We start from the raw sequence: 22,586 nt of genomic DNA, 5'->3' as shown, positions 1-22,586 counted from the left end.
CCGGGCGGTGTCCGTGGTTGGCCCGGTGCTTGCGACGGGACTTGCGCTTGCGGGTCTTTCTCGACATCGCGCCCCCTTGGCTCGTCCGTGTTCGCGGTGACGCATGCCTACCCGGGCGCGGGGCGGATCCATGCGTACGAGTCGGCGGGGGCGTTCGGGTCAGCGGGGGTTCGCCCTTCCGTGGCGCAGGAGTTCGCCGCTGTGCACGCCGGTGGGCTCGTCGTTCTCGACCGTCACCCGGCCGTTGACCAGGATGTGCCGGTAGCCCTTCGCGTCGATCACGGTACGCAGTTGGCCGCCGGGCAGGTCGTGGACGAACTTCGGGTCACCGTAGGCCAGTTCGTCGTAGTCGTAGACGATGATGTCGGCCGCCGCGCCGACGCGCAGCACGCCGCGGTCGGTGAAGCCCGCACACCGGGCGGGCAGTCCGGACAACCGCCAGTGGGCCTGCTCCAGTGAGGTCCAGGCGTGCTTGCGGACGTATTCGACGATGTACTCGGTGCCGTACATGCCCGCGCTCAGCGTCTTGAGGTGTGCGCCGCCATCGGACAGGCCGGGCAACAGGTACTCGTAGTCCACGAGTTCCTTCAGGCCCTCCAACGTGGCGTTGAACTGGCCGGTGTGCACCTCCGTGGTCAGCCCGTCGGCGATGGTGACGTCGCACAGCACGTCCACCGGATGCCGGTCGAGCCGTGCGCCGATCTCCTTGAACGACAGGCCCTCGTACGGCTTGTACTCGTCGGTGAAGGTGCGGTGCAGCTTCATGTCCGGGTACAGGTGGTAGAACAGCGGGTCGAATTCCCGCAGTTCGGCGCGGATCGCCGGGTCGTTCAGCAGCGCGATCTTGGCCTCGACGGTCTCGGCCGCGAAGATCGTGGCCACCGGCGGGCGGGTGGACACGCCGCCGTACAGGAAGCTGAACGGCACCGGGACGTCGGTGGTCATCGCCTGGCCGTAGATCGGGATGCCGCGCTCCTGGCAGCGGCGCAGCCACTCGATCTTGCGCTTGTACAGGCCGCCGCTGCGCGAGTTGGCGATCACCGCGTTCCAGATCAGCGGCCGGCCGCTGACCTCGACGAGGTGTTCGTACTCCTCCTCGGTGATCTGCGTACCGGACACCTGCATGAAGCCTCGGCCCTGTCCGGCCAGCGCCTCGGCCAGGGCCAGGCGGGTCTGCGGCCACATGATGTCGGTGGGCATAGGCGTACCGTCGAAGTCGCCCTGCATCAGCCGGCCGTTCGGGTTGCCCGGCTCGCCCAGGCACTGCGCCGACCAGCCGCCCGCGCCGGCGTCCATCGCCTCGGTCAACAGGCGGGCCAGTTCGGCGTGTTCGGCGTCCGTGGGCAGTGCGCCGGCCTTCGCCCGCTCCAGGCCGAGCACCCAGATCAGCAGCGGGTTCACCGGGACGTAGGGCAGTACGTTGACCGCCTTGGGGGTGCGCTCGACGCTGTCCAGGTACTCGGGGAAGGTGACCCAGTCCCAGGGCATGCCCTCGCGCAGGGTCTCGGTGGGGATGTCCTCGACGGCGGTCATCGACAACATCGCGCGATCGCGCATGTCCTCGCGTACCGGGGCGAAGCCGAAGCCGCAGTTGCCGGTGACCACGGAGGTCACCCCGTGCGGGCCGGACGTGGTCAGATACGGGTCCCAGAAGACCTGGCCATCGTAGTGCGTGTGCAGGTCGATGAAGCCGGGCGCGACGATCAGCCCGGTCGCGTCGATCACCCGATCCGCGTCCTCGGCGGGGACGCGTCCGATCGCGGTGATCACGCCGTCGGTGATCGCGACGTCCGCGCGAAGGCGCGGGTTGCCGGAGCCGTCGACGACGATGCCGCCCTTGATGACCAGGTCGTGGTTCGCCATGGCGTGCGTCCCTCTCTCGTAAATTAAAGGCTGTGTTTAATACGAGAGGGACAAGGAGTCAAGGGATTCCCGGCCGGGCGCGGCTCAGTCGCCGGCGAGGGCGCCGGCGACGATCGCCGTGAGGTGGTCGTCGAACGCCTCTGGGCCGAGCAGCCCGGTCGGCGCGATCCCGTCCGGTCGCGGCGGGCGGTCGTGCCGGGCGGCGCGCGCCGCGCACAACATGCCGACCATCTGGGTGACCAGGAAGGTGCGGGCCTGGAGCGCGGTCGCGGCCAGGTCGGGGCGGGCCGCGGCCACCGCGTCCACCACGTCCTGTACGTCCTCCCCGCCGAGCAGCGGGGTCACCGGCGAGGTCGTGTCGCGCAGCAGTTCCACCGAGATCTGGAGGTAGGCCCGGTCGGCCGGCGAGCCGTTCAGCAACTCGGTGATCGGCAGCACGATCGCGCGGGCGAACCCGGACAGCCGCTCCGGCCGCTCACGGGCCGCGGCGAGCAGCGCCTGGCGGCGGGCGTACACGACCGGCACGTGCTGCTCGACGATCGCCCGCAACAAACCCTCGCGCCCGCCGAAGTGGTAGTGGATCGCACCGGCATTGCGCTGCCCCGCCGCGCGGGTGATGTCCTGCAACGGCACGTCGAGACCGTGCCGCGCGAACAAGATCTCGGCGGCCTCGACGATGCGGCGCCTGGTGGGGCCGGAGTCACGGGGCATGGGCGCAGCATAGGGCCTGGTCGCGGCCCGGCCTCCGACCCGAATGGCGGCACTGTCAAGTGCCTGTTTGGCAAGGTTTCGATACGTTTTGAACCTAATGGGACCTTCGCCCCTGTCCGTGTACCTCGGTACGGGTGACCATGGATGGCGTTGGTCGTCGGCCCGTCCCCTCCTGCGCGACAACGAAAGACGAAAGGTCCCGAATACATGCCTGCCCTGGCGCTTCCCGCTCGTCGAGCAGTTCCGGTGGCAGTGGGCCTCTACGTCGCGGTTCTGGTGAGTCGGGCGTTCGCCCCGGACTACCTGGACATGCACGCGGTGCTGATCGCGGTCCCGGCGGTGGTGGCGATGGCCTACCGCCCGTGGTTGACGGCGACGGCCGGCGCGGTGGCACTGGCGACCCGGCTCCTGCTGAACCCGCACGTGTACGGCGGTGGCGGGGACAAGTCCACCACCGGCGTCTCGGCGGCCATCCTGATCGTGACGCTGTTCGGGTGCTGGGTCGGCTGGGAGCGGCGGCGCCAGGACGCCCGGCTGCATCGGGTGCAGTCGGTGGCGGAGGTGGCCCAGCGGGCGCTGCTGCGGCCGGTGCCCCGGGCGATCGGCCGGTTCGGCTTCGCGGTCCGGTACCGGGCGGCGGCCGAGGAGGCGTCGATCGGCGGCGATCTGTACGAGGTGCTGGAGACCCCGTACGGGGTGCGCGTGCTGCTCGGCGACGTGCGCGGCAAGGGCCTGGAGGCGGTCGACATGGCGGCCCGTACGCTCGGCGCGTTCCGCGAGGCGGCCTACGACGCGCCGACCCTGGCGGAGGTCGGCACGCGGGTGGATCGCAGCCTGAACCGGCAACTGGGCACCGAGGACTTCGTGACGGCCGTGATGGTCGAGCTGTGCCCCGGCGAGGGCACGATGCAGGTGCTGGCGTGCGGCCATCCGTCGCCGCTGCTCGTGCGCGGCGGCACGGTCGGCGAGGTGATCGCCGAGGCGGGCCTGCCGCTGGGCATGGGCCTGCTCCCGGCGGCCACGGCGCGCACGGTGGAGCAGGTCCCGTTCCGCCCCGGCGACGTCCTCCTGATGCATACGGACGGCGTCACGGAGGCCCGCAACACGACCGGCGCCTTCTACCCCCTGGCCCGCCACCTGGCCACCCACGCCCACAACGACGCCGCCGGAATGCTGGACGCCGTCGAACAGGCCCTCATCGCCCATGTCGGCGGCAAACTGGAAGACGACGCCGCCATGCTGGCGGTCACCCTCACGGGCCCCTTGCTCAAGGTCGTCAAACCGGCACGAACCCTGGAACCAACCCACCAGTCGGCGTAGCCCACGCACCTGCGGACACGGGCCGGCCCCCACCACGCCAACGGGGGATCAACCCTCGATCGCGGCGTCCACGAGCGCCTGCCACGACCCGTTCGACACGGCGAGATGCCCCCGGCCACGATCCTTGCTGTCCCGAATTGCCGTGGTGTGCTCGAATGCTGCGACTTCTACGCACTCGCTCTGCGCACCGGAGTACGAGGATTTCCGCCACGCGAAATCGGAGCTGGTTATCCGAGTTTTCTCGATCATTTGGAACCCATCTCAATGACGGCGCTCTTTATCAGCGCGAGTGACTTCTTGTACGGATGCGCGTCGGCGACGACGCGGCGTGCCAGCGCTGAATACTTGACGACCTCGTCGGGTTCTTCGATGTAGATGGTACTGACCATGCCGTCCACGTAGACGACGTCAGTCTCGGCGGGATCGGGAAACGTCAGGATGACGAACGGTCCGAACAGCGCGGCGTGAGCTTCCGAGGTCTTCGGGAGGACCTGGAGATTGATGTTGGGCTCACTGGCCATGTCGATCACGTAGCTCAGCTGTTCCTTCATGACCTCACGACCGCCGATCTCCTGACCGAGCGCCCATTCCGAGAGCACGACCCATACCGTCAACGGGTCCGGCCGAGTGAGGACCGAGCGGCGCTCCTGGCGAATTTTCGTCAAGGTGTCGACCTGATCATCCGTCACTTCCGGCATCTGAGCCCTGACGACCGCGCGAGTGTAGCCCTCGGTCTGAAGAAGTCCCGGGATCAAGAAGGGTTGGACGCTCAGGAACTCCGACGCGTCGGCCTCCAGGGCAATGTAGTCGGCGTACATGGGATTGAGGTCCTGGGCATAGCGATTCCACCAACCCCGCTGTCGACTGTCCTTCGAGAGCTCCTCCAAGCGAGAACGCACGTCCGCGTCGTCAACGCCATATGAGTCGAGAAGAAGGCGAAGGTCGACGAGGCGGATGCCCGACTGGCCACCCTCGATGCGACTGATCTTCGACTCCGCGCACGCGAGTGTCTCTGCGGCATGGGCGATGGTCCTGCCCGCACCGAGTCGGATCTCGCGCAGCGTCCGCGCCAACCGCCGTTGGCGGACGGTCGGGTTGCGGTTGACGGTCACCAGCGCCCTCCCAGGGTTTGCCCATTCGGGCAGCAGTCTGCCGGGCGACGGAGGGCGCAACAAGGTCAGCGCATCCAAATTGGGGGTCTCTGAAGTAGGGACTTGCACTATCAATCATGAACGAGCAGGCTACATACAGCGACATCACCGACACACACCGGTGACCCCGGGAGATCGGTGCGCCCTTTCGGGCGGCCACTTCGTCGCGCCTTGAACCGTCCCGACGCCGGTCTCGATCGCGCGTGGTCCCGGCGTCGGGACGCTTGGTCTGGAAGGGAGCGACATGAGACAACCGGCGCATTCTCCCGACATGGTGCGGACGTTGAGTCCGGATCAGTACGCCATCCGAGGGTGGATCATCCGGCGGGTTCGTGCCCGGTATCCCCGACTGGTGGTTCGACGTGACCCTCGTGGATGGTTGTCGTGAGCCGCGAAGCGAGCTTCGTCGTCGGTGCGGACGGGGAAGCCGTACCGATCGTCACGGCGTGGGAACTGCCCCCGCGTGAGCCCCTTTCGCCGCCGGGCCACGCCCTCGGCGATTGGGTCGCCCCGCTACCCGGGCGCGGCCATGACACCTACCCGGCCGGGCGGGTCGAACGAGCCGAGGACTGCGCCGGGCTCGACAACGACCAGGTCGTCATGGTGGTGCCGCCCGGCGGCATGCCGTACCCGCTCAAGGGCTCCGAGCCGTACCGGGTCGAGCCGCCGCGCTGACCCCCACGTCCGCCCCGCCCGGATGCTCAGGGATGAACACCGGGCGGGGCCCACACCATCCGAGTAGACAACCCGCTTCCATGACCGACACGAAAGGCAATCCATGGAGCACCGCTGGTCATGGACCGAACTACCCGCCCCCGTCCGGGCGGAGATCGAGTCGGTCACAGGACCGGTACACACGGCGGAACCGCTTGCCGAGGGGCTGACCTCACCCTTCACGGCCGTGCTGCGGGCGCCGGGGCGCCGGGTGTTCGTCAAGGGCACGCCGGACACGAACGACAAAGCCGCACACCTCACGCCCCCCGGTTGGGACGTACTCCTGTTCACCCACGTGACCGGGCGGTACGCCGACGTGACCCCCAACGGAACCGACCTGTGCCCCCTCGCCCACGCCCTGAGCCGAGCGGGCCGTACCCGCGCACCGCACGCACTCGCCCTCCCCCCGCTCGCCGACCGGTGGGCGCAACACCTCACCCCCGCCGAACGCTCCCTACTCGGCGGAACACACCTGCTGCACACCGACCTCAACCCGTGGAACGTGCTCATCGGAGACCACGGGAACGGCAAACGCGCCTGCTTCGTGGACTGGGGCATGCGTGGCTACGACAGTTCCCGACATGGCGTGCGGCATCCAACGCGGGCATCCGAGCGTTCGTCACCGGCGCGATGGCGGAGGCAAACGCGCGAAACCTACCCGGCCAGGCCGAACGGTGGAATTCGCTGCTCACCCGGTAACCAACGAACAAGCCCCGGCGACCGCTGGAACGGCCCCGGGATCGGCCGACAGCCAAGCCTGAACAGGAGCCGACGACGTGAAGCACCTTATCGCCACCTTGGTCGGACGGATGCGCAAACTCGGCGCCCCGTCGGCACCGACCGAAAAGCACGCGCACCCAGCCGAACCGAAACGCCCCCGCCCGTGCCGCCCCACCACCCCGAGGCCCCAACCCCGCCCCAGATGGCGCGACTTCATCCCGCCCGTGCCGGCCTTCGACGCCCCACCGACGCAGGACTCGGCAACGGTCGTCCCGCCCTACCTGATGACGCCGGCAGAACTCGCCGCACGACGCCGCAGGCGCCTCACCACCGGCGCGAACGAAGACCGGCACCAGGCCACACGACGAGCAGACCTCGCCGCCGCCACCAAGCACCCCACCCACGACTGGACCGTGGCAGCCCGCGCGGCAGGGGTAATGGCGTAATCGCGCATCAGTCCCCCACCACCAAGTCCCCTCGCCACGCGCCACGTTGCACGTCCACCACGCGGCCCAGGAGTGGTGCTTCGCGTGTAGGTGCCCGTCCTGGCTCGATGCGCCTCTGCTTCGCAGCCGGAAGGGGTGCGTCGCTGCAGGCCTGGCGTGGGCCGACTCCCCCTTCGGCCCCCGGTCCGCCACCCGCTCCGGCGCGTCAGCGCCCACGACCCAGGCCGCCAACGCGATCGACGCGCGAAGCGCGGAGAGCGGCGGAGCCGCAAAACTTGGGCCGGGTGACCCGGAGCGAAGCGGAGGGGCACACGGCCCCGAGCGAGGGGCCGCTTTTTTCTCGGAGGAGCGAAGCGGGGGAGAGAAAAAAGTGGTCCCTCGCGAGCCGGCGCGAAGCGCCCAAAAAAGAAGAGACCCGCTCTCCTCGCCGAACAGAGGCGATCACTCGTCGAAAGCCAGTCTGACCTGCGACAACGGGTGTATCGGTCTGATGGATGGCCCAGAGGCCCGCACATGGCCCATGATCATGGTTGCCGGGGCTGCTGGCAGGACCCGAGAGGGAGTCAAATTACAGCCCGCGCCACGGATCGGGGCGTCAAGCCGCTGACCAGGGCAAAGAACAGATGAAGGAGCGACTTCGTCGCCCTCACCCATGGATTACCCATCCGCCGCCTTACGTCCGATCGGCATGAGACTTGCGAACGCGGGCGGGAAGATTGCTGAAACACCGGGATGTTTCAGCAAGCCCTTGACCCTGAGGTACCGGACAGGCCGGACAGCCTCATTCGATCTTGTCCGAGTTGTTCGTGCTGGTCGCAGCCATGTCTGGACAGTCGGACGGCTCCAAATCGCTTGGAGTCCATCGCCGTTGTCGTCGGAGACCTTTAGAGTCTTCACGACAGGTGAGGGGAAGCAGATGACTGCACTCTGGCAAGCAGTAGACCAGTACCTGGCTGAACGCGCTCCGAAGGACTGGGCAAAAGCCGAGGTTCGCCGGTACCGTCAGCGAATCCATGAAATTTTGAGTGCCGAATTCCGTCTGCTTTCATTCTTTCAGAGTGGATCATTCCAGCACGGTACAGCAGTCATGCCACACAGCGATGTCGACTATATGGCCCGCATTCACTATGAAGATAAGCCTCTCTCCTCAACCACAATTCTGGAAAAAATGCGCTATATCCTGAAGGCAAAGCTGTGGGAGGCAAATAGCGTAGCCGTAGATCGCCCTACTGTAACGTTGCGGTTCACCGGCATTGTGACCAACTATGAGATCACCCCAGCCTATCTGCTGCGTGGCAATAGTGACGAGAAAAGAGTGGTTGCGATCCCGGCTTCTGGTGGTGGGTGGCGCGAGGCCGCACCTCAGGCACACAATAAATTTGTTGCCAAGATGGACAGCAATCACCTCGGCAACGTTCGGAAGATCGCCAGGTTGCTCAAGGCCTGGAAGTATGAGCACGGAGTGCCGATCTCGTCGTTCTACCTTGAGATGCGCTGCGCCGAGTACGGGAAGAATAACGACAGCATCTGGGCACTTAGCGCGCTTCGCGCGATCGTCGGGAGAATGATCAGCACCGAACTTGCAGCAATGAACGACCCAACCCAACTTGTGTCCCGCATCACGGCGTACTCCAGCGAGAGTAGTCGACTCACCGCGATGGCAAGGCTCCGTACATTGAAGAAAAACCTTGATACGGCCGAATCTTCATGGCTATCCGGGGAGTCGAGAAGATGGGAGATGAATCAGGCCCTGCAAGCCATTTGGGGCGGCGGATTCCCATATTGCGAAACCTCCTCCTAAGTCGAGGACAATATGGCCACTCCTCAATCGACGCCCATCGCTATTGCCCAGAACACCACCCACTCTCAGCGACTCTTGGCGGCCCAGTCCCGCCTCTACACAGATGCAAAGCACATCCACGACATACGGGTTCTAACCGTGCTCGCGCTCGGTGTCGCAACTGTCGTCGTTGCGCTCTCATTCCAAAATATTCGTCTAACGGTCGGGGCGATCGGTGGCGCGGTAGCCTTCCTCTGGTCTGTGGTGGCGAGCGGTAGAGAGAAGCGCCGGCGTCGGGAGGCGTCGTACGTGCAGGAGGAATTCGACACGCATGTCTTTAACCTCCCATGGAACGAATTCGCCGCCGACCGCCCCTCGCCAACTGTTGTTGCGGAGGCCGCAGCCCGATATCGAGGGAAGCGCACGAAAGACTGGTACCCGGACACCCGTAACGTAGTTCGCCCCCTGGATGTACTTATCTGTCAGCGAAGCAACCTCGGGTGGGGTTCGTCGATGCACAGATTCTACGCCGCGTGTCTGACAGGTGCCATGGTCTTGTTGGTCTTGGTAGGCGTCGCCGTCATGTTGATCGCCGATCTCTCAACAGCCGAAGCCCTGACCGCAGTCCTTGTTCCCTTTCTGGGGCCAGGGCGCGAACTTGTTGAAATGATCACATCTAACCGTGAAAGTGCAGACACAAAGGCCAAGACAGAGGCTAAAGTACTGGCGCTGTGGGACCGAGGTATGCGGGACCGCTCCGCTGTGACGATCGAGAACTGTCGATCAGTGCAAGACTTGATCTTGAGTTCCCGGCAAAGCAACGCCCATATTCCCGACTGGCTCGACAACTTGCGACGCACCCGCAATGAGACGCTTATGCAGGAGAGCGCCGAGCATCTAATCGAAGATGCGATCCGGCACGGCAGGACACCCTAGTCCGATGCTAAAACAACACCAGATATTCGCACCACGGCTTCGATCGGCCTGACGCGGACTCTTTAGGTTGCACAAGAGCCGCTGAAACACGTGGGGGTTTCAGCGGCTCTCGCGCTCGGACACTCCGGACACTCACAGTCCCAAGTGTCCGACGCTCCTTCCCAGGTCAGAGCGTATAACCGGACAGCCGGACACGCGGGACACCAACCGACCTAGTCCAGCGCTGCCGACCGCTCGGCAAGGCCGACGAGTTCGGGTGGAGCCGTGCGCCCGGCGATCAGGGTCAGTTCGCGAATGGCGGCGCGGGACGCGGTGTGGCTGCGGACGGTTTCGGGGGCGAGTTCTTCGGCGCGAAGCAGGTGCTCGACTGCTTCGCCGACGTGTCGTCGTTGGGCATGGGCGCGGCCAAGGTCCATCAGGAGTCGTGAGCGGCGCTCCGGGGACAGCACTTCGGCGTTGATGCGTGCACCGATGTCCAGTGCCTCGCCAGCGTCGCCGAGGTCCACGGCAGTGGAAACAGCTTGGATTTCCACGTTCGTCGGGCCGAACTCAAGGTTGAAGTCGTTGCGGTCCGCTCCGATGCGCCGGGCGACGGATCGCGCTTCGCTGATCTCGGCACGGGCCTGGTCGCGATTGCCGGAGCGGGCATGGACCAACGCCAGGATCAAGCGGAGCGATCCGAGCACGGAGAGCCCTTCCGGTACGGACAACTCGGCATCGCCGTGCGATTCCAGCGCTCGAATGGCGGTTGCCGCAGCGTGCTCGGCTTGGTCCAAACGCTTGAGCCTCACGAAAGCTTGAGCAAGACGGTAGATGCCTGCGAACACCGGCAGTACGTCACCGGACTGCTCGGCGGCACGAATGGCGCGGTCCGCAGCGATCCACGCGGCATCGGCTTCGTCTTGGCGAACGAAGGCCGCGGCCAGTGCCTGGTAGACACGCGCGAGCAGGGCATGCAGCGCGGGCCGGTCGGCATTGGGCGCGGTTCGCACCGCTGCTTCCAGGCGATCGACCAACGGCCCAACCTGAGCACTGAGTTCGGCGAACCGCGCGGTGTGGGTCAGTTCCCACAACTCGTCAACTTGGCCACTTAGGTCGGCGAGCGTGGATGGCTCAGCCGTTGCCGCCCTGCCTGCCAGCAAGGCGCCGAGCGCTGGGTGACCGGAGATGGTCAGACGCGCGGTATCGAGATCGTTCGGTCCCTCCGGCACCGCGGGTGGCGGTACGGACGTCACCGGAGCATCGGGGTTCAGCGCTTGGACCGAGACGCCGAGCGCGTCGGCCAGCAGTTGTAGGACATCGAGACGCGAAACGGGCTGTACGCCGCGCTCGACCTGGGACACCCAACTTGGTGTACGACCGACCGCGGTCGCCAATTCCGTCTGCTTGATGCCGCGTTGCTTCCGGAGCGCTGCGACCCGCGCCCCGAAAGCCTTGCGCTCATCATCAGACGCCACCGGCCACCTCCCCTTGTACAACACCCTTGCCGTCCACGGACTCCAGGAAGTCCACTTCGACGGCGTCGATGTACTGCTCACGAACAGCAAGGAATCGCCGGACGTGCGGCTGTTGCTCGTGCCGATCGAAGGCGGCCCGGTCCGCATACAGCTCGTAGAAGATCCGCTGAAGCGGCTGCCCCTCCACGGTGTGACTCACGTAGATGAGCGTCCCGGGTTCGAGTTCCCGGATGCCGACCAAGGTCTCTGCCACCAGGGCGTCAAAGGCTTCCACTGCCGCTTCGTCGCGGGCAGTGAAGCGCACGTTCAGGCCGAAGGCCACGTCTCGCTCCTCTCACAGGGCAACAGCCAGTCTCACACGCTCGCTGTTTTCCTGCGACTAACAGTTTCTCTTGACTCGCAGTTTTTCTGTGAGTACGTTCGCAGTGTTGCTTCATCTACTGAAGCGGCGCAGAGCACTGTGCGATCTGCCAGGGAAGGCGGCTTCGGCCGTACGCCCGTAAGCGCCGGGACAGCTCGGTCCTTGAGAACTCAACAGAGTGACGAACGAGATCGAAACGAGTGCTTTTGGTCCTCGGCGCGCGGCATCACGCGTGCGTCGGGGGCCACGGCCACTCGTCTCTCAAGACGGGGCACACCGATGTGTGCCGGGGCGCCCGCGGACTTGGCGGAAGGCGGGCGCCCCGTGGGTCGCAACTCCGATGTGGGGAGTACGACCGTGAGAACCATTGTGAACGGCCGTCTGGCCGTGACGAACTTCGAGTTCACCGAGTTGGCGCTCGGCGTCGACCCGGAACTGTTCCTCGGGGTCGACGGGGAGTCCGCCGAGGAGCGGGCGGCTCGGGTCGACGCCGCGTGCGACATCCTGACCGCGCTGCGGCGCGAGGCGCCCGAGTTGGCCGACTACGCCGAGCGGCTGCTGTGCGAGTCGGCGCGTGTGCTGGTCATGCCGAGTCGTCGTTTCGTGGCTCGGCGGTGGGCCGCGTGAGCGCCGATCCGGGCGCGTTCGCCGCCGTCGGGTTCGCGCTCTATGCCGCGCACATGGTGGGTGACCACTGGGTGCAGACGGATCGGGAAGCGCTGGGCAAGGGTGCGGCCGGTTGGTCGGGCCGCTTCTGGGCCGCGCGGCACGTCGTGTCGTTGACGGCGGTCAAGGTGGTGTTCCTCGCCGCCGCGTGGCTGGTGTTCGCGTTGCCGCTGAACTTGTTCGCGGTCGTCGTCGGCCTGGTGGTCGACGCGCTGTCGCACTGGTGGGCGGACCGCCGACACACGCTCGCCGGGCTGGCCCGGCGGGTCGGCAAGGGCACGTGGTGGGAGCGCGACCCGCAGGCGCCGTACCTGCTCGATCAGTCCTGGCACATCGGGTGGCTCTTCGTCGCCGCCCTGATCATCACGGGGGTGACGTCGTGACCGACACCGTCTACTCGATGCGCGCAGGCCGACAGCTCGACAAGGCCAAGGTCGCCGAAGCCCAGGCCGCCGCGCAGGCCAAGCAGGCCGCATCCGCGCTCGCCCAGGCCGAAGCCGTCGCGCGGATCGCCGCCGTTCAACGCGATGCCGAGCGCACCGCTCGGGCCGACGCCGAGCAGGACAAGGCGACCGCCCGTGCGGAGCGCAACCACCGGTGGCGCAAGCGGTTCGATGGGGTGCTCGCTCGGCGCGACTTCGTGATGGTGACCGCCATCATGGTCGCGTCGGTGGGCACGGCGTGGCCCGCGCAGATGTCGTTCTATCTTGCGCTCGGCATGCACCCGGCGCTTGCGGTGCTGGTGACCGCGATGTCCGAGGGCGCCGCGTGGGCCGGTGCGGCGATGGCGTCCAAGGCGATCGAGGCCGGCCGCCCGGCCGGGCTGTACCGCGTGATCACCTGGGGCTCGGCGCTCGCCGCCGCAGCACTGAACGTCGCGCACACCTACCACCGAAGTGTTCCGCTCGCGACGGTGCTGGGGATCGCGTCGATGCTCGGCGTGTTGCTGTGGGAGTCCTACGCACACAGCCAGACCGAGCATGCGGGCGGGAAGACCGGCGCGCAGCTGCGCGCCGAGCTGTACCGCAAGGCGCGGTTCCGCCGGGTAAGTCGGCGCATGCGCGACCTACTCGCGTCCGTGCCCGGCCTGACCGACGACGCGGCATGGATCATCGCGTGGCGAGCGATCCACGGGGCCGACCCGGGCGTGACCCGGCGGACGCTCAAGCGTCACCACAAGGCGGTTCGGCGGGTGGGCGAACTGCTCGCCGACGCGCCCGAGTCGGGTGTCGACCCGGTCGCGTTGTCGGTGCTCCAGACGCCGACCGCGACGCTCGCCGACATCGCGCCGGGCGGATCGGTGCTCGACTCCGACGAGGCTGTCCGGGACGCGCTGATCCTCGCGTTCGACTCGGCGCGGCCGGTCGCCGAACTGCTCGGCAGGGTCCACACGACCACCCCGACCGACCTTGAGCAGTCGACCCCTGATCAGCATATTTCGTCGCAAAACAACAAGGCCGAGTCGGGTGTGGGTCGGTCGACTGGTGCGCGTCCGCGCAGGTCGACCGGGAAGGTTCCGACGGCGGCGAAGTCGACCGAGCGCGTTCGCACGAGTGACGAACTCCTTGCCCTGGCGCGGAAGGCGACGGCTGATTGGCCGGTCGACCGGTTGACCGGTGAGGCGGTGCGCAAGGCGGTCCGCACGTCGGCCGCCAAGGGCCGGACGCTGCGGGACGCGCTGTTGGCCGAACGGTCGGCCGCCGGACTGCACCTGGTGGTCGACCCCGACACCGCGACCGGAAGCGCGTGATGGCCCGGTTCCGGGCACGTTTCTGGGACCCGACCGGCGCCCGCTACGGCACGCCGACCTACCCATGGCGGGCCGCGCCCGACGGCTTGATGACTCGCCGTCAGCTCCGCGCCGAAGGACTTCGGCCCGGTGGTCAGGATCCGGTCGCGCAGATCCTGTGGCAGTCCAAGGCGCGCGGGGTGCGGGTGGCCTACCTGTACCGCGTCGACCGGGCCCGCCCGGTTCGGCCGATGACCGAGGGCCGTTACCGGGCGCTCGCCGCCGCGATGCGCGCCCGCCGTACCTGCCCCACCTGCCGCATCGACCGGGGTTACGTGATCTCCGTCCGACTCGGCGCGTGCGTGCCGTGCGCGGACTCCGAAAGCAGCCCTGCCTCTTCGAACCCGATGGGAGTCGCCGTGACCGGCGCCGAGCACTACCGCGAAGCCGAACGCCTGCTTGAGTTCGTCTCTTGCGGCGACGCGCACCCCGGGCACGCCGGGGTCATCTACGCCCACGCCCAGGTTCACGCCACCCTCGCGCTCGCGGCGGCGCAGGCCACGCAGATCACCGGCCTGTACGTCGACGCGGACACCTACACCGCGTGGCGCGACGCGATCGGCGACCACGCGTCCAACCCGTACCGCTAGAACCGCGCCACGACCTGATTCGTGCGGGCACCGGCCACGCCTGGCAGCAACCGCCGGTGCCCGCTCTCCCCGATGAGGAGACAACCAGCATGACGCAGGAAACCGTGAACGGCCCTGAAGGCACCACTATCGATCCGGCTGACGCCGAGGTGATCCCGCTGCGCAAGCGCGACCGGGACGCGTTCGGCGAGTGGGTGGCCGAACTGCCCGACGCCGACCGCGAGGCGGCCGAGTCGGACGACGTGGCCGAGGGTCAGGTGGTCGACCTGCCGGAGCAGGTCTACCCGCTCTCGCTCGCCGAGATGATGAAGGCCAAGGACGAAGCGCGCCGGCCGATCCTGCCGCCGTGGCTCACGGTCGACGCCGAACGCCGGGCGTTCGCCCGCTGGTTGGTCCACCACTACCGCGAGACCGGCGCCTACCACTTGGTGCGCGTGCCGTTGTACTCGGCCAAGCTCACCGCGTACGCGCCGCGGGGTGCGTGGCGTTGGTCGGCGTCCACGTGCCGGTGGGTCTTCGACGCCGAGGGCGCGCCGATCCGTGCCGCCGCGGTGCAGGCCGGTGACGCGGCCGAGTACCTGCGGTTGTCGAGGCAGCGCAATGGGCGGGTGAAGCTGCGCGCCACGATCGCCGTGCTCGCGGGCGCGTTGGGCCTGGCACTCGCGCTCGCGGTGTGGGTGCTGGCGCCCGCGTGGGTGGACGTCCTCGCCGCGGCGGCGATCGTGGCCGTGCTCGGTTGGGCCGGTACTCCGGCGGATCGTCCGGTGATCGAGGGCGCGCGGGTGAAGTTCCGGGCGCGCAAGCTCACCTCGGACATCGTGGTTCGGGCGTTCGTGTCGGCCGGGCTGACGACCAAGGATCAGGGGATCGCGTTCCCGCGGCCGATCGTGCAGGAGGGCGACGGGTGGCGGGTGGTGGTCGACCTGCCCTACGGCAAGACGTTCGCCGACGCTCTCAACGCACAGGACCGTCTCGCGTCCGGCATCGACGTGGCACCCACTCAGGTGTTCCTCGACAAGGACGTCTCCAGCGCCCGGCGGGTGTCGATGTGGGTGGCCGGGACGGACCCGCTCGCAGTCTCCCCGGGGCGTACGCCCCTGCTGCACACGGATCGGGTGGACTTCTGGAAGCCGATCCCGTGGGGCCGCGACGAACGCGGCAACGAGGTGATGGTGACCATGCTGTGGCTGTCGCTGCTGGTCGGCGCGGTGCCCCGGCAGGGCAAGACGTTCTCGGCACGCACCATCGCGCTCGCCGCGGCGCTGGACCCGTTCGTGCGGATCGTGCTCTTCGACGGGAAGGCGTCGCCGGACTGGCGCGGCTTCAGGAAGATCGCCCACCGGATCGGGTTCGGCATCGTCCCGCGTGACGGGGTCGACCCTGTCGAGCACTTCGTGGACTCCCTCACCGAGTTGAAGGCGGACGTGGAGGACCGCTACCACCGCTTGTCTGAGATGCCACTGAACGTGTGCCCCGAGGGCAAGCTGACCCCGGAGATCTCCCGGAACAAGCGCCTGAACATGCCGCTCACGGTCGTGATCGTGGACGAAGTCCAGGAATATCTTCAGCACCCCACACACGGGAAGCTGATCCTCGAACTGCTCGTCTACCTGGCACGGGTGGCCCCGGCGGTCGGTGTGTCGGTGCTGGTGGCCACGCAGAAGCCGGACGACAAGGCGTGCCCCTCCGTTCTGCGCGACCAGCACCAGGCACGCTTCAGCCTCAAGGTCGGTTCCTGGCAGGTCTCGGACGTCGTCCTCGGCGCGGGCGCGTACAGCGAAGGACTCGACGCCTCACGGCTGTTGCGCTCCCACAAGGGCGTCGGCGTGCTGCGCGGGATGACGGACGAAGCCGGGATCGTGCGCACCTACCTTGCCGATGGTTCCGACGCCGAGGTCATCCTCACCCGCGCGCTCGCCCTGCGCACCGACGAGGGGACCTTGTCCGGCGACGCGATCGGCGAGGCCGCCCCGGGCGCCGAGTCGGGTTCGATCCTGGACGACGTCGCCGCCGTGCTCGGCCGCGGCGAGGACAAGGTGTGGTCCGAGACCATCGTGGACCGCCTCGCCGAACTGAGCCCCGAGACGTACGGCCCGTGGGCCGCGCTGGAGCCCAAGCCCAAGGCCGAACAGCTCACCAACGCGCTCAAGCCCTACGGGATCGCCACGGAGCAGATCAGCCGACGGGTGGACGGCAAGACCGTCAACCGGCGCGGCATCCTCCGGGAGCACATCGCCGCCGCAATCACGGAGCGCAACCGAAACCGCGTCGCCGACTAGGTTCAGCCGGTCGCTTGCGCAAGCACGAACCCTCGCTTGCGCAAGCGACCCTGCTAGCGACCCAAACAGCACCTGATCAGGACGCTATCGACTAGCGGCCTTCCCCTCGCACACCCCGAAACAGGCTTCAGGAGGCTCCTCATGGCACTCGCCGCACTTGCCACCATCGCCGCCCTGCTTGTGACCGTGGGTTACACCCTGCTGTGCTTGATCTCGCCGTTCGGCCCGTGCCGCCGGTGCGACGGCACCGGCAACCACATCCCTTGGCGGGACAAGCGCCGCGCCGCGAACGGCACGCCGACCAAGCCCAAGCGCCGCATCCGCAAGCCCTGCCGCCGCTGCAAGGGCACCGGCGCCCGCCTGCGCATCGGCCGCCGCATCCACAACCACGCCCGGCGGATCCACGCCGACGGCACTCGCTGACCCGCGCTCCTTCGACCACCAGTCAGGAGACCAACCGTGAACACTCTCGCCGCCGGTGGCTCCACCGTCGTCATCGGCCTGCCCGTGATCCTGCTCGCCGCCGCGTTCCTCCTGCTCGCCGGCAACAAGGCGCCCAAGCTCGCCGGATTCTGCCTGTTCGTTGCCGGCGTCAACCTCTCCGCCACAGCGTTCGCCGCCTCGCTCAACGACTCCACCGGAACGTTCGTCGCGGGCGCCATCGACGCCTTCACCTCCGCCCTCGGCTGAACGGAGACCACACCACATGCGCATCCGCCGCTGGTTCGTCTACCGCGAGCACCGCGCCGTCCACATCGAGCGCGGCGCCGACCCCAACTGCGACCTCTGCTACGGCGAGGGCGGGTGGTGGGAAGGCAACGCCGCTCACCCGGAAGACCCCGACATGGTCGCGTGCCCGTGCAACGACGGGCCTCGCATCCGCATCCCGTACGGGCGCCTTCCGCATACCGCGTACAGCACCGAACCGCCGTTCTAGACCCGCCCCGAGGCGACCGTCTTCCGGCAAGTCGCCGGCCGCCTCGGGCTCCCGCAGCCAACAGGAAACAGGAGACATCCAGCATGACAGAGCCCATTCGGGAAATGTCCGTTCCGCCCGGACCGCTGGACACCCCGCCGTGGGGCAACGCCCACCGGACCGCGAACGAAAGGCGCGCGCTGCTGTACCGCGTCCTCGCCGACGCGGGCGTGGAACTCGGTGCGTACGACAGGTTGATGGTCGACTGGCTCGGCGACTGGGACAACCCCACCGTCCTGACCGTCGCCTCGCTCATCGCCCGTGCCGGCGCACCGACTGAGCAGGGTTCGTGAGTACCGCCCGGGCCGACCGGCCGCGCCTGCTCGACCTGTTCTGCTGCGCCGGCGGCGCGGCCCGCGGCTACCAGCTCGCCGGGTTCCACGTCACCGGTGTCGACATCGCCGAGCAGCCGAACTACTGCGGTGACGCGTTCGTTCGTGCCGACGCGATCGAGTACGCCGAAGCGCACGCCGCGGACTTCGACTTCGTCCACGCCTCGCCGCCCTGTCAGGACGCGTGCTCGCTCACCAAGGGCACCAACCGCGGCCGGACCTACCCGCGGCTGATCGCACCCACCCGCGACACCCTCGCCGCGACCGGCGTGCCATTCGTCATCGAGAACGTCGCCGGCGCCGAAGTACGACGCGATCTGCGGTTGTGCGGGGAGATGTTCGACCTCGCCGTCATCCGGCACCGCTACTTCGAGATTCACGGCTTCACCATCACCGCTCTCGAACATCGGCCGCACCGCGGACGTGTCGCCGGAATGCGTCACGGCGAGTGGTTCACGGGCCCGTATTTCGCCGTCTACGGCGACGGGGGTGGCAAGGGCACCGTCGCCCAATGGCAGGCCGCCATGGGCATCGACTGGACCGATGTCCGCCGCGAAATCGCCGAAGCGATCCCGCCCGCGTACACGCACCTCGTCGGCCGTCAATTCCTCGCCGACCGCTCCCGATCGACTGCAAGCGCCGCGTAGCGCACTCCCCACGAAACCGGACCGGAGGGACACCATGACCCGACCGAACCCGACCCTGAAGGCCGCGGCGCTCGCGCTCGCCGAGCGTGGGTGGCACGTCTTCCCGCTCGTCCCGAACGGCAAGAAGCCCGCCGTGAGCGGGTGGCAGGAGCGCGCCACGACCGACGCCGAGCGCATCGCACGGTGCTGGGACCACGGCGCGTACAACATCGGCCTGGCCACCGGGCCCACGCGCCTGGTGGTTGTCGACCTGGACAAGCCCAAGACCGACACCGACGTTCCGCCTGCCGAGTGGGCCGAGCAGGGCGCCACCGACGGCGCCGACGTGTTCACCCTGCTTGCCGCTGCGGCCGAACAGCCCTGCCCCGGGGACACGTTCACGGTCGGCACGCCGACCGGTGGGCAGCACCTGTACTTCCTCGCACCCGAGGGCGTCGACTTCCGCAACACTGCGGGAAAGCTCGGGTGGAAGGTCGACACCCGCGCGGTCGGCGGCTACGTCGTCGGCCCCGGCAGTCTCATCGACGGCGCCCCGTACGCGATCCTCAACGACGCCCCGCCCGCCCCGCTCCCGAAGTGGCTCGCCGAACTCCTGCGGCCCGCACCGCTACCGCCGCAGGAGCCGATGAGCATCCCGGTCGCCATCGACCGGCGCACGGCCTACCTGAACGCTGCGGTCACCGGGCAGGTGAACGCGGTGCTCGACTCGCCGCCGCATGGGCACAACATCGCGCTCTACCACTCGTCCGTCGCCCTGGGTCAGCTCGTTGCCGGTGGCGCGCTCTCCGAGTACGACGTCACCGACTGGCTTCTGACCGCGGCGATGCGGGTCGGTCAGGGCGAGGGCGAGGCCCGGCGCACGATCCGGTCCGGCCTCGCCAAGGGTCGGGCCCGGCCGCGCACGGTTGCCGCATGACCGCCGTCCCGCATCCGGCTCTGGCCGAGCACCTGCGCGCCGTCCCCACCTCGGACGACGGCGCGCAGGCGCCCGCGGCACCGGCCCGGATCAAGACCGCGTGGACCGCCGACGAACTCATGGGCATGGACTTCCCCGAACCGCGCTGGGCAGTGCCCGGGATCCTGTGCGAGGGCGTGAGCCTGCTCTGTGGCCCGCCGAAGGTCGGCAAGTCGTGGATGTCGCTCGGACTCGGGTTGTGTGTGGCGGCCGGTGGCCTCGCGTTCGACACGATCCCGGTCGACGGCGGGCCGGTGCTCTACCTGGCGCTTGAGGACACCGCCCGGCGGCTCCAGTCCCGCATGGGCAAGCTACTCGCCGGGCGCCCGGCCCCGCACGGGCTCACGCTCGCGACGTCGTGTCCGCCGCTTCCCCAGGGCGGAAGCGAGGCCATCGCGAACTGGCTGGAGCGCCACCCGGACGCTCGCATGGTCGTCATCGACGTGTTCGCCAAGATGCGCGGCAACAGCGCACCCGGGGCATCCGCCTACGACGCCGACTATGCCGCGGTGGGCCGCGCCAAGGCCCTGGCCGACTGCTTCGGCGTGGCGGTCGTGCTCGTCCACCACGTCCGCAAGGCGGGCAGTGACGACTTCCTCGCCGAGGTGTCCGGCACCAACGGACTCGCCGGAGCGGCGGACGCCACACTCGTCCTCAAGCGCGCCCGCGGACAGGCCGACAGCATCCTTCACGTCACCGGCCGCGACGTGGACGAAGCCGAATACGCCCTGTCGTTCAAGCCCGAAACCGGCGCATGGCAGCTCCTTGACGGACCCGCGTCCGACCACACGATGGGCGACACCCGCGCGGTCATCCTGCGCCACGTCCGGGCCAACCCCGGGGCGCGGCCGAAGGACATCGCCGCCGCGCTGCCCGACGTCGACCCCGACACCGTGCGCCGCACCTGCGCACGCATGGCCGACGCCGGACAACTCACCAAGGACCCCGGCGGCCGGTACTACCCGGACACCGCCACCCGGACAGCCACCGGGACAGACGTGTCCGAGCTGTCCGGGTGTCCGGTTACCCCGCCTGACCTGCGCAATCACCCCGGACAGCTCGGATACGACCTGTCCGGACTGTCCGGCACCGACGAAAGCGAGGGCAAGTGAAGCGACCCGCAGCGTTGAAGTTGTCCGAGGTGCTTGAGGAGATCGGCATGTCCCGCGCCGCGTTCTATCGGATGCGTGCTCGCGGCGAGGCTCCCGAGATCACCCCTTTGCCCAACGGTCACCTTCGAATCCACCGGGCCGACCTTGACGCCTGGTGGGCCGGCCTCAAGAAATCCGCCTGATCCGCCAACCGCCGGGGCGTGGCTACTCGCCACGCCCCGGCGCCATTCTCGGGGAGAACACCGCATGCCCACCCCTTCGTTCGACGTCCGTATCTGGGCCGTTCGCAACCGGAACGGGCGCAAGACTGCCGAGGTCCGTTGGCGGGTCGGCGCCGAAGAGTTCGGATCGACGCACGCGAACAAGACCATGGCCGACGGGCGTCGCGCAGAACTCAAAGCGGCGATCAACCGCGGTGAGCCGTTCGACGCCGAATCCGGGCTGCCCATGTCCGAGGTTCGCGCCATCGAAGCCGCGCGTACCGAGGTCACCTGGTACGCCCACGCTCGCGACTTCATCGAGATGAAGTGGCCGCGCAGCTCTGCCAAGAGGCGCATGGGGCTCGTTGTCGGCCTGTCGACGGCGACGGTTGCCCTGACCGCCAAGGACGCCCGTGGGCCCGACCCGACGCAGCTGTATCAGGTGCTCTACCTCTGGGGGTTCAACGTGCACCGGTGGAAGGAGGAGCCGCCTGCACAGGCCCGCGAAATGCTCGCGTGGATCGAGGCCAACTCCCTGCCGGTCCGCAGCCTCGAAAAGGCCGACTCCGTGCGTGCCGTGCTCGGCGCCATGTCGGTGCGGCTGGACGGCAAACGCGCTGCCGCGTCCACGTTCATCAACAAGCGGGCGGTCTTCCGTACGGCGGTCGGTTACGCGATCGAGAAGGAGCGCCTGGACCGCAACCCGCTCGACAAGGTCTCGTGGGAACGCGACGACGATGACAACCAGGTCGAACCGGCCTGCGTGGTCAATCCCACTCAGGCACACGCCCTCTTGGCGCGGGTCTACGCACAGGGCCGGCGCGGACGGCACTTGGCCGCGTTCTTTGGCTGCATCTACTTCGCGGGCATGCGATGCGCCGAGGTCGTCAAGCTCCGCGCCGACCAGTGCACCCTGCCGAAACACGGATGGGGTGAGCTGAGGCCCTGCAAGTCCGGCCCGCGCGTCGGTACCGCCTGGACCGACAGCGGCGACGCGCACGACGACCGCGGGCTGAAGTCCCGCGCCCGATCGGCGTCGCGCTCGATCCCGATCCCGCCGGAACTCGTCGCGATGCTCCGGTGGCACGTCTACCGCTACGGGACGGCGCCCGATGGCCGGCTGTTCCGCAGCGCCGTCGGTGGCCTTGTCCAGGACAAGGCGTACCGCCTGGAGTGGGCCAGGGCTCGGGAGCAGGTGCTGACGCCCGTACAGGTGGCCTCACCGCTCGCGAAGCGCCCGTACGACCTGCGGCACGCGTGCGTGTCCCTGTGGCTCAACTCCGGTGTCGCACCGACCGAGGTTGCCCGGCGGGCCGGCCAAAGCGTTGACGTTCTGCTGAAGGTCTACGCCAAGTGCATCGACGGGACCGTGAAGCAGGACAACGACCGCATCACGGCGACCCTGAACGCGTGGAAGACGCCGAAGTCCTGACGCGGCCCGCGCATGGCCCGCAAGCGCTGGTCAGGACGCGAATCAAGGTGAGACAGAGTGAGACAAGCCCGACGTTCACGGCATCTCGGATCGTGAGCCGCCGGGCGGAGTGAAATCGCAGGTCAAACCAGGTTTCCCGAGGTCAGGAG

General features: G+C 68.2%; 25 protein-coding genes. 19 read left to right on the top strand and 6 right to left on the bottom strand.

What is annotated here, in order from left to right; translation table 11 throughout:
* Positions 1-159 precede the first annotated feature (159 nt).
* Positions 160-1,863 (bottom strand): N-acyl-D-amino-acid deacylase family protein, encoded by a 1,704-nt coding sequence (locus B4N89_RS14405; protein ID WP_078976239.1) that lies wholly within the window; start codon positions 1,861-1,863, stop codon positions 160-162.
* 84 nt (positions 1,864-1,947) lie between these two features.
* On the bottom strand, positions 1,948-2,574 hold the full coding sequence (locus tag B4N89_RS49775; RefSeq protein WP_161500718.1) for a TetR/AcrR family transcriptional regulator: 627 nt from the start codon (positions 2,572-2,574) through the stop codon (positions 1,948-1,950).
* Between the two features lie 246 nt (positions 2,575-2,820).
* On the opposite strand from B4N89_RS49775, the gene B4N89_RS14395 reads away from it, so the two are divergent.
* A complete protein-coding gene (locus B4N89_RS14395; protein ID WP_161500717.1) occupies positions 2,821-3,894 on the top strand; it encodes a PP2C family protein-serine/threonine phosphatase in 1,074 nt (357 codons plus the stop codon).
* Positions 3,895-3,942: 48 nt separating this feature from the next.
* Here B4N89_RS14395 and B4N89_RS14390 read toward each other — a convergent pair whose 3' ends face one another.
* Together B4N89_RS14390 and B4N89_RS14385 are read right to left on the bottom strand one after the other, a co-directional pair.
* Positions 3,943-4,143: a DUF397 domain-containing protein gene (locus B4N89_RS14390; RefSeq protein ID WP_078976237.1), complete on the bottom strand. Its 201-nt coding sequence runs from the start codon at positions 4,141-4,143 to the stop codon at positions 3,943-3,945.
* Complete coding sequence (locus B4N89_RS14385) at positions 4,140-5,006, bottom strand: helix-turn-helix domain-containing protein (protein WP_078976236.1); 867 nt, start codon at positions 5,004-5,006, stop codon at positions 4,140-4,142. The genes B4N89_RS14390 and B4N89_RS14385 overlap by 4 nt, the downstream gene beginning before the upstream one ends.
* A gap of 423 nt (positions 5,007-5,429) precedes the next feature.
* Between B4N89_RS14385 and B4N89_RS14380 the strand changes: the two genes are divergently transcribed.
* The 4 genes from B4N89_RS14380 to B4N89_RS48995 all read left to right on the top strand — a co-directional run bounded on the left by B4N89_RS14380 (position 5,430) and on the right by B4N89_RS48995 (position 9,641).
* On the top strand, positions 5,430-5,720 hold the full coding sequence (locus tag B4N89_RS14380) for a hypothetical protein (RefSeq protein ID WP_143657964.1): 291 nt from the start codon (positions 5,430-5,432) through the stop codon (positions 5,718-5,720).
* Positions 5,721-5,823: 103 nt separating this feature from the next.
* Positions 5,824-7,389 carry a phosphotransferase gene (locus B4N89_RS53355; protein WP_107504186.1) on the top strand — a complete coding sequence of 522 codons (1,566 nt, stop codon included), beginning with the start codon at positions 5,824-5,826 and terminating at the stop codon, positions 7,387-7,389.
* A gap of 452 nt (positions 7,390-7,841) precedes the next feature.
* Positions 7,842-8,726, top strand: a complete 885-nt coding sequence (locus B4N89_RS49000) for a nucleotidyltransferase domain-containing protein (RefSeq protein WP_143657963.1) — start codon at positions 7,842-7,844, stop codon at positions 8,724-8,726.
* Positions 8,727-8,738: 12 nt separating this feature from the next.
* Positions 8,739-9,641, top strand: coding sequence for an S-4TM family putative pore-forming effector (locus B4N89_RS48995; RefSeq protein WP_143657962.1), 903 nt, complete (start codon positions 8,739-8,741; stop codon positions 9,639-9,641).
* Between the two features lie 212 nt (positions 9,642-9,853).
* Here B4N89_RS48995 and B4N89_RS14375 read toward each other — a convergent pair whose 3' ends face one another.
* A complete protein-coding gene (locus tag B4N89_RS14375; protein WP_078979358.1) occupies positions 9,854-11,098 on the bottom strand; it encodes a helix-turn-helix domain-containing protein in 1,245 nt (414 codons plus the stop codon).
* Complete coding sequence (locus B4N89_RS14370; RefSeq protein WP_078976234.1) at positions 11,088-11,420, bottom strand: putative quinol monooxygenase; 333 nt, start codon at positions 11,418-11,420, stop codon at positions 11,088-11,090. Before B4N89_RS14370 ends, B4N89_RS14375 begins: the two co-directional genes overlap by 11 nt.
* Before the next feature lie 396 nt (positions 11,421-11,816).
* Between B4N89_RS14370 and B4N89_RS14365 the strand changes: the two genes are divergently transcribed.
* The 14 genes from B4N89_RS14365 to B4N89_RS14300 all read left to right on the top strand — a co-directional run bounded on the left by B4N89_RS14365 (position 11,817) and on the right by B4N89_RS14300 (position 22,437).
* Positions 11,817-12,086: a hypothetical protein gene (locus B4N89_RS14365; RefSeq protein WP_078976233.1), complete on the top strand. Its 270-nt coding sequence runs from the start codon at positions 11,817-11,819 to the stop codon at positions 12,084-12,086.
* Positions 12,083-12,508, top strand: coding sequence for a DUF3307 domain-containing protein (locus B4N89_RS14360; RefSeq protein ID WP_078979357.1), 426 nt, complete (start codon positions 12,083-12,085; stop codon positions 12,506-12,508). Before B4N89_RS14365 ends, B4N89_RS14360 begins: the two co-directional genes overlap by 4 nt.
* Positions 12,505-13,875, top strand: a complete 1,371-nt coding sequence (locus tag B4N89_RS14355) for a hypothetical protein (RefSeq protein ID WP_078976232.1) — start codon at positions 12,505-12,507, stop codon at positions 13,873-13,875. The genes B4N89_RS14360 and B4N89_RS14355 overlap by 4 nt, the downstream gene beginning before the upstream one ends.
* Positions 13,875-14,504, top strand: coding sequence for an RRQRL motif-containing zinc-binding protein (locus B4N89_RS52995; RefSeq protein WP_321170689.1), 630 nt, complete (start codon positions 13,875-13,877; stop codon positions 14,502-14,504). Before B4N89_RS14355 ends, B4N89_RS52995 begins: the two co-directional genes overlap by 1 nt.
* 89 nt (positions 14,505-14,593) lie before the next feature.
* Positions 14,594-16,783, top strand: a complete 2,190-nt coding sequence (locus tag B4N89_RS14345; RefSeq protein WP_078976231.1) for a cell division protein FtsK — start codon at positions 14,594-14,596, stop codon at positions 16,781-16,783.
* A gap of 141 nt (positions 16,784-16,924) precedes the next feature.
* A complete protein-coding gene (locus B4N89_RS14340; RefSeq protein WP_078976230.1) occupies positions 16,925-17,206 on the top strand; it encodes a hypothetical protein in 282 nt (93 codons plus the stop codon).
* Positions 17,207-17,242: 36 nt separating this feature from the next.
* Positions 17,243-17,473 (top strand): hypothetical protein, encoded by a 231-nt coding sequence (locus tag B4N89_RS14335; RefSeq protein WP_078976229.1) that lies wholly within the window; start codon positions 17,243-17,245, stop codon positions 17,471-17,473.
* Between the two features lie 16 nt (positions 17,474-17,489).
* Complete coding sequence (locus B4N89_RS14330) at positions 17,490-17,720, top strand: hypothetical protein (protein ID WP_078976228.1); 231 nt, start codon at positions 17,490-17,492, stop codon at positions 17,718-17,720.
* 83 nt (positions 17,721-17,803) lie between these two features.
* Positions 17,804-18,052, top strand: coding sequence for a hypothetical protein (locus tag B4N89_RS14325; RefSeq protein ID WP_143657961.1), 249 nt, complete (start codon positions 17,804-17,806; stop codon positions 18,050-18,052).
* Positions 18,049-18,738 (top strand): DNA cytosine methyltransferase, encoded by a 690-nt coding sequence (locus B4N89_RS14320; protein ID WP_078976226.1) that lies wholly within the window; start codon positions 18,049-18,051, stop codon positions 18,736-18,738. The genes B4N89_RS14325 and B4N89_RS14320 overlap by 4 nt, the downstream gene beginning before the upstream one ends.
* Positions 18,739-18,772: 34 nt before the next feature.
* On the top strand, positions 18,773-19,654 hold the full coding sequence (locus B4N89_RS14315; RefSeq protein ID WP_078976225.1) for a bifunctional DNA primase/polymerase: 882 nt from the start codon (positions 18,773-18,775) through the stop codon (positions 19,652-19,654).
* Entirely contained in the window at positions 19,651-20,805 is a 1,155-nt protein-coding gene (locus B4N89_RS14310) for an AAA family ATPase (RefSeq protein ID WP_078976224.1), read from the top strand. The genes B4N89_RS14315 and B4N89_RS14310 overlap by 4 nt, the downstream gene beginning before the upstream one ends.
* Complete coding sequence (locus B4N89_RS14305; RefSeq protein WP_078976223.1) at positions 20,802-20,987, top strand: helix-turn-helix transcriptional regulator; 186 nt, start codon at positions 20,802-20,804, stop codon at positions 20,985-20,987. The genes B4N89_RS14310 and B4N89_RS14305 overlap by 4 nt, the downstream gene beginning before the upstream one ends.
* A 64-nt stretch (positions 20,988-21,051) precedes the next feature.
* A complete protein-coding gene (locus B4N89_RS14300; RefSeq protein WP_078976222.1) occupies positions 21,052-22,437 on the top strand; it encodes a tyrosine-type recombinase/integrase in 1,386 nt (461 codons plus the stop codon).
* Positions 22,438-22,586 lie beyond the last annotated feature (149 nt).

This window comes from Embleya scabrispora, assembly GCF_002024165.1.
In the GTDB taxonomy this organism is placed as follows: domain Bacteria; phylum Actinomycetota; class Actinomycetes; order Streptomycetales; family Streptomycetaceae; genus Embleya; species Embleya scabrispora_A.
The sequence above is the reverse complement of the archived record's forward strand: the minus strand, read 5'-3'. Positions and strand labels throughout refer to the sequence as shown.

Excerpts from the sequence above, each read along its gene's own strand:
- B4N89_RS14405 (WP_078976239.1), bottom strand. The coding sequence starts at position 1,863 with ATGGCGAACCACGACCTGGTCATCAAGGGCGGCATCGTCGTCGACGGC.
- B4N89_RS49775 (WP_161500718.1), bottom strand. The coding sequence starts at position 2,574 with ATGCCCCGTGACTCCGGCCCCACCAGGCGCCGCATCGTCGAGGCCGCC.
- B4N89_RS14390 (WP_078976237.1), bottom strand. The coding sequence starts at position 4,143 with ATGATCGAGAAAACTCGGATAACCAGCTCCGATTTCGCGTGGCGGAAA.
- B4N89_RS53355 (WP_107504186.1), top strand. The coding sequence starts at position 5,824 with ATGGAGCACCGCTGGTCATGGACCGAACTACCCGCCCCCGTCCGGGCG.
- B4N89_RS49000 (WP_143657963.1), top strand. The coding sequence starts at position 7,842 with ATGACTGCACTCTGGCAAGCAGTAGACCAGTACCTGGCTGAACGCGCT.
- B4N89_RS48995 (WP_143657962.1), top strand. The coding sequence starts at position 8,739 with ATGGCCACTCCTCAATCGACGCCCATCGCTATTGCCCAGAACACCACC.
- B4N89_RS52995 (WP_321170689.1), top strand. The coding sequence starts at position 13,875 with ATGGCCCGGTTCCGGGCACGTTTCTGGGACCCGACCGGCGCCCGCTAC.
- B4N89_RS14345 (WP_078976231.1), top strand. The coding sequence starts at position 14,594 with ATGACGCAGGAAACCGTGAACGGCCCTGAAGGCACCACTATCGATCCG.
- B4N89_RS14340 (WP_078976230.1), top strand. The coding sequence starts at position 16,925 with ATGGCACTCGCCGCACTTGCCACCATCGCCGCCCTGCTTGTGACCGTG.
- B4N89_RS14330 (WP_078976228.1), top strand. The coding sequence starts at position 17,490 with ATGCGCATCCGCCGCTGGTTCGTCTACCGCGAGCACCGCGCCGTCCAC.
- B4N89_RS14325 (WP_143657961.1), top strand. The coding sequence starts at position 17,804 with ATGACAGAGCCCATTCGGGAAATGTCCGTTCCGCCCGGACCGCTGGAC.
- B4N89_RS14315 (WP_078976225.1), top strand. The coding sequence starts at position 18,773 with ATGACCCGACCGAACCCGACCCTGAAGGCCGCGGCGCTCGCGCTCGCC.
- B4N89_RS14310 (WP_078976224.1), top strand. The coding sequence starts at position 19,651 with ATGACCGCCGTCCCGCATCCGGCTCTGGCCGAGCACCTGCGCGCCGTC.
- B4N89_RS14300 (WP_078976222.1), top strand. The coding sequence starts at position 21,052 with ATGCCCACCCCTTCGTTCGACGTCCGTATCTGGGCCGTTCGCAACCGG.